The organism is Halorubrum sp. Atlit-28R, assembly GCF_003665955.1.
In the GTDB taxonomy this organism is placed as follows: domain Archaea; phylum Halobacteriota; class Halobacteria; order Halobacteriales; family Haloferacaceae; genus Halorubrum; species Halorubrum tropicale.
In genome coordinates this window covers 1-841 of the sequence record NZ_QPLS01000049.1, presented here as the reverse complement: position 1 = coordinate 841, position 841 = coordinate 1, and the positions used below count along the sequence as shown (strand labels likewise).

Sequence of the window (841 nt, the reverse complement as noted above, 5' to 3'; positions counted from 1 at the left end):
CTCTGATCGGTTTTGTCGGGTGTCTCTCGATTCGCTGTGTCGAGATGCTGATCGTCTGCGAAGGCACCTGTAAGCACCTGCACGCCGAGTGGTTGGCCGACGAGGTCGCGGTCCCATTCCTCTTCAAGATCGGTGTAGTGGCCAACCTCGTCGAACTCAGCGCTGGCGCTCCGAGTGTTCGCGAGAAGTGCCGCCCGTTGCTCAACAGCATTCTCCCACGTGTCGGCTCTTGCTCGACGTCGCAACTGGCCATCTGAATGCTGCCTCCCACACCGGGGGCACTCATGAGTGCTAGCAGCGCCACTGCTGACGGCATCCTCGATGACCCAGTGTTGGCTACAGTTGGAACAGCCAACGACAGCGAAGCGACTCACGCCGCTGGCACACCTCCATGAGCCGGGTGGTCCTGCATAGTGCGCTCTCCGCGCACGTGCTCGACGCTACGGCCGAAATCGGATAATCGGCCGTCTCAGAGACAGCAGAGCAGGTTATCGGCGAAAGCCGGAGATGACTCTCACCACCGCAACCATTAAGACCACTTCGGAAGTAATGAAGGATACGAGAGATCCTTCGGACGGGTGCCAGCCTGTCCCTTCCCAAGCGGCCCCTGCTGCCAACAGGGGAACGTCCCCCTTTCTATACATCGCCTAGCCGTACATACTGCGATATTGCGCCGGCCTCCGTCTTAATACTCACGGCGAACGTCAGACATACATAATGTTACTGTTATTTCGTCGCGGTGCCCGCATTCAGGCGGTTTACACCCCTCTAAAGCGGCCAACTGGCAACTGTCACGGGTCCCATGTGGGAGTCCTCCTCCGAATTCATCCAATCAGCACCC

The 841-nt window shown here is 58.7% G+C and carries 1 protein-coding gene; it reads right to left on the bottom strand.

The window, feature by feature from the left end; all coding sequences use genetic code 11:
- Nucleotides 1–374: DUF5817 domain-containing protein (locus tag DVK06_RS19820; protein WP_369333407.1), on the bottom strand; the 374-nt coding region annotated here is incomplete at its 3' end.
- Between the last annotated feature and the right edge of the window lie 467 nt (nucleotides 375–841).